Annotated in this window: 4 protein-coding genes and 1 tRNA gene; 3 read left to right on the top strand and 2 right to left on the bottom strand. The window is 63.7% G+C overall.

Going from position 1 to position 4,091, the window contains the following annotated elements; translation table 11 throughout:
• The first annotated feature begins 471 nt into the window (after positions 1-471).
• The 3 genes from V6M52_RS00320 (at position 472) to V6M52_RS00310 (ending at position 2,205) form a co-directional block, all read left to right on the top strand.
• Positions 472-548: transfer RNA gene (locus V6M52_RS00320), tRNA-Arg, on the top strand.
• 291 nt (positions 549-839) lie between these two features.
• A complete protein-coding gene (locus V6M52_RS00315; RefSeq protein ID WP_332698215.1) occupies positions 840-1,550 on the top strand; it encodes a PEPxxWA-CTERM sorting domain-containing protein in 711 nt (236 codons plus the stop codon).
• On the top strand, positions 1,510-2,205 hold the full coding sequence (locus tag V6M52_RS00310; protein WP_332698212.1) for a PEPxxWA-CTERM sorting domain-containing protein: 696 nt from the start codon (positions 1,510-1,512) through the stop codon (positions 2,203-2,205). The genes V6M52_RS00315 and V6M52_RS00310 overlap by 41 nt, the downstream gene beginning before the upstream one ends.
• Here the strand turns inward: V6M52_RS00310 and V6M52_RS00305 are convergent.
• Both V6M52_RS00305 and V6M52_RS00300 read right to left on the bottom strand, forming a co-directional pair.
• Positions 2,180-3,100, bottom strand: a complete 921-nt coding sequence (locus V6M52_RS00305; RefSeq protein WP_332698209.1) for an FkbM family methyltransferase — start codon at positions 3,098-3,100, stop codon at positions 2,180-2,182. The genes V6M52_RS00310 and V6M52_RS00305 overlap by 26 nt on opposite strands.
• A 195-nt stretch (positions 3,101-3,295) precedes the next feature.
• Positions 3,296-3,688, bottom strand: a complete 393-nt coding sequence (locus V6M52_RS00300) for a hypothetical protein (protein WP_332698206.1) — start codon at positions 3,686-3,688, stop codon at positions 3,296-3,298.
• Positions 3,689-4,091 lie beyond the last annotated feature (403 nt).

The raw sequence follows: 4,091 nt of genomic DNA, 5'->3' as shown, positions 1-4,091 counted from the left end.
GCCGCAATCGACCGACATGACGTGGCGGGGGCCATAGCAGATCCGGCCGCGCAGGAGGGTCCGCTGCCTGACCAGCGATCGTCGCTCGGTGCGGACGATGGGATCGGTCATGGCGCCAGCCTAGCCGCGAATGTTTTCCGCCGCGTAAAGGGCCGAGGTCGCGCGTGCGCCTATCCGCCCTTGGTGGCCCTCTCGCTCAGGAACCAAACCGCCAAGGCGCTGACCCCGCCGGACATCAGCGCGATCACGAGCGCAATCACCCACCCCGGCACCACTGGCTTGTTGCCCTGCACTGTGTAGCTCCCAACCGTTCGACGGACCTCTATCCATCGCCTAGGTCGTGCCGACGCGCAATCCGCAGTTTCATCGCGCCCGAGAGGCCCGGCTTGGCGCCGGGCGGCGAACGTGGCATCGGTCTGCCAGATCGTCGCGGCGCCGCGGACTTCGCCAGTCCCCCGGGTCGATCGGCAAGGCCCGGTAGCTCAGCCGGATAGAGCAGCGCTTTCCTAAAGCGAAGGTCGGGGGTTCGAGTCCCTTCCGGGCCGCCATCGAGATTTGTCGGGCAATCAAGACGGGCCTCTTCCCACTAGAGAGTAACCCTAAGGCGAAGGTGTCGCCCGGCGCCGGGCGACATCAGCCCGGCCAAGATGGACCCTGAAGCGGCCCAATCCGGTCTGACAATTGGAAGGCGGCCGGGCCTGGAGTCGTCGGTTGCTGGTCCGCCTGGCGTTGGGTTTGAAGGATTGGGAACGGCCAGGGCGGCGAGCTCCCCTGCCGGGCGAGTCCGCCTTGACTCGCTACCATTGGTCGCGAAGAGTTGGCGTCTGGGAGAGTTCCGGATGATCAAGTTTCTTGCGTCGAGCCTGGCTGCGGCAACGCTTCTGTGGGCCGGCGCCGCCAACGCCACTGTCATGATCGCCACGATAGCGGGTGACTACAATGACGACCCCGACTGGAACGGCTGGTCCATGGAGCTTCGATACAACACGAGTGGGCTCGAGTTTGAGCAAACTGGCCTCAAGCGAACCTACAGCTGGACCGCTTCATCAGGACTCCCCTCTCCAATTCAATACGCGCGGGGTTCATTCACCGGGCAAGAGCCTTGCCCGCTACCAGACAGCTGGGATGGTTGCTTTTATTATGACGAGAACGATGAACTCGTGGAAATCTACCGCCCTCCGGTGGAGGTCGCGTTCGACCTCACGGAGTTCTATTCATTTTCAATAGAACAGGCCACGGACCCATACAGCGAATACTTCTACTACGTATTCAATTTTGAGGGTCCTGACGTTCGGATTAGGGGTCTCGGGGAGATCGATCGGGGGCCGCTCCCATCCATCACCAAGCCCGTCGAAATCGTTCGCTATGGCGAGTACGGCGACGCGCTAATCCGGGGCGTCAGCCCAGGCGGTCCCCATACGGAGTATCTATCCGTCGCGCCCAGCCCGGGCGGCATCCCGGAGCCGGCAACCTGGGCGATGATGATCGTCGGCCTCGGCATGGCGGGCCTTGAGCTTCGCCGCCAACAAAGGAGCTTTCAAGGTGCTTAGGGTTCTCTCGCCGCTCATCGCCGTGCTCTCGTTGTCCTGGGTCGGATCAGCGACCGCGGCGACTATCGTGTTTCAGCAATCCGGACACACCGCCACGCTTGACCTGGGGCCGGTCGATCTGGCCGGGCCGGGGACTTACGAGTTTAGCTTCAGCAGCTCGATCCCTCTCTTCTATGACATCTCCGCGAGCTACGAAAACCACTGGGACATCTTCGTCGCGCCGCCGCCGCGCCCACACGACGAGTTTATCGAAGGCAACGAGTCGACCGTCGAAGACGGGACTGGCGGGTTCGCAACGGGCTTCTCGTGGCAATTCGTCGTGCCCAAGGCGACCTACCTGTTCTTTCCGGCCGGCGGTTATGCGGACCAGGGGATACCGGACGGCACGCCGCTCTATGAGATCACGCGGGCGGAGGGCCCCTATTTCAACTTCTATGCCGATTTCGAAGGTCTTGAGTTCGACTACGCATTGACCGTCGAGCACCTGTCTGCGGTTCCGGAACCCTCGGCCTGGGCCATGATGATTGCAGGCTTCGGCATGGTCGGAGCGATCATGCGCCGGGGGTCGCGAGGACGCGCCCAAGCCGCTGCGGTTGTCCTCAATTCCCCGTCGGCCATGGGCCAGGTCCTCAGATCAGCCGGTTGTGGACGTTGAACTTCCGCGCGCCCCTTAGTCGCTCCGCGACGAAGTCCAGGTCACGAACGTAGATGTGATTGGCCTTGCGCGTCGCCAGGTCACCGGGTGGGACGAGCGATCGGCTCCACGGATCGTACCAGAACGGCCCCAGCAGCCCGTGCGCCTTCAGCACGCCGTCGATCGCGTCGAGCCGGGCGCCGTAGGCTTCCACCTGGTAGGACATCTCGATGATCAACGCCTGGAAGTCCGGGGACCCGAGAGTGGCGGCGGCGCCCGCCACGACCTCCGCCTCGAAGCCCTCGACATCGACCTTCATGGCGCGCGGGATCCGACCGTCCAAGATCATATCCAGCGGTAGGACGTCGACCTCGACGACGCCCTCACCGGGCCCGTCCACGACGCGGTTGTAGCTCCAGTTCGTCGCCGTGAAGTGCAGCCTTCCGCGCTCCCGGCCGACACCGCACCGGAGGGCGTCCACACGGTCCGAGATTCCGTTGGCGTAGACGTTCTGCATGAGCAGGTCATAGGTCGTCGGCACCGGCTCGGCGCTGACCACCTTCGCGCCGACCACTTTCGCCGCGAGCACGGTATAGACGCCGGCGTTGGCCCCCACGTCGCAGAACAGGTCTTCGGACCGGAGGAAGTGCAGCACAAACGCCATGTCCTCGAACTCTCCGAGGCCGTAGCGCGCGCAGATCATCACGCTGGTCGCCTCCCGCCGCCAGACCAGCACGGCGCCCTCGACATAGGGGATGACCTGGTGGCCGGGCGCCACCCAATCGGCGAACGTCAGCCTGAGCCAGCGCTTCGCGGCCTCGGCCCGGCGCCCCTCGTGGATCGGATGGGCCAACACAGCCCGCAGGACGCGAACGCGACTGCGGATGTTGCGCGCGAATTGCCTGGGACCCTTCATCCAATCCTCGCGCCGTGTTGCGGGCCGAATGCGACCTCAACGCAAAATTGCTGATCGCTCCGACATTGGCGACCCAATTTGATCCAGTTGACGGCGCGCCGATGAACCCAGGGTCGGCGCCCTCCGGCAGATGGACTTCGGTCTACGGGACTTCGAATTGATCGCCGTCATGCAGGAGCACGGGACAGGCCGAGATCATTTTGGTCCCTGGGGGATAGCCTCCAATCGCGGCGCACCGGGATTTCCAGTGGCGGCGGTCGGATTTTTGGGTTCGGTCGCTGGGCGCTTGCCTGTGTCACCCGCATCGAGGCCGGTCGGCGCGGGATTATCTTGGCCGCCGCTCGGTTTCCCCCGCATGTTGCCCAGGTTGTCGAACAGCAAAGGCGCATCGGCTGTGGGAAGCGCCGAGGTCCCTGAGTTTGAGCCGAGGACCCCGAAAGCGCTGTTCGGACTGCCGGATGCAGGGGCGCCGACCACCGCCGCCGAGGAGCTGGCGGCGCAACCCAATACGCTCAAACATGTCTGCGCCGCCGCCTCGCCGGTCATCGTAACAACGACGGCGACGGTCAGAGTGGCCAATCGGATCATGACGCGCTCTCCTGTACTCAATACGCCCCCCCTATGCCGGACGGGCATGACGACTTTGGGGCGGTTATGAAGAATTAGAACTGACTCAACCTTAACTCGAGTCGAGTTCGCCATGCTGACGGTTCAGCCGGCGTTCACCCAAGCTCACGTCATTAAGTGTCGGCTACCCGGCAGACGGGGCGAGGCGAAGAACGACATCCAATGGCCCTACGCTTGCGCCACCACCCGATCGGTGGGAGGCCGGCAAGGAATGGATGGTCCGGGAACGCCTTCAACCTGGGTCGGATGGTTCGCAACTTGCCTGTCGTTATGTGGAAGACGGCAGGCGTCCCATTCTGACCTGTCTTGACCGAAACCCTTGAACACAACACCGCAGCAAAACCATGCGCGACAACATAGATCT

This window comes from Devosia sp. (assembly GCF_036676215.1).
GTDB lineage: Bacteria > Pseudomonadota > Alphaproteobacteria > Rhizobiales > Devosiaceae > Devosia.
The sequence above is the reverse complement of the archived record's forward strand: the minus strand, read 5'-3'. Positions and strand labels throughout refer to the sequence as shown.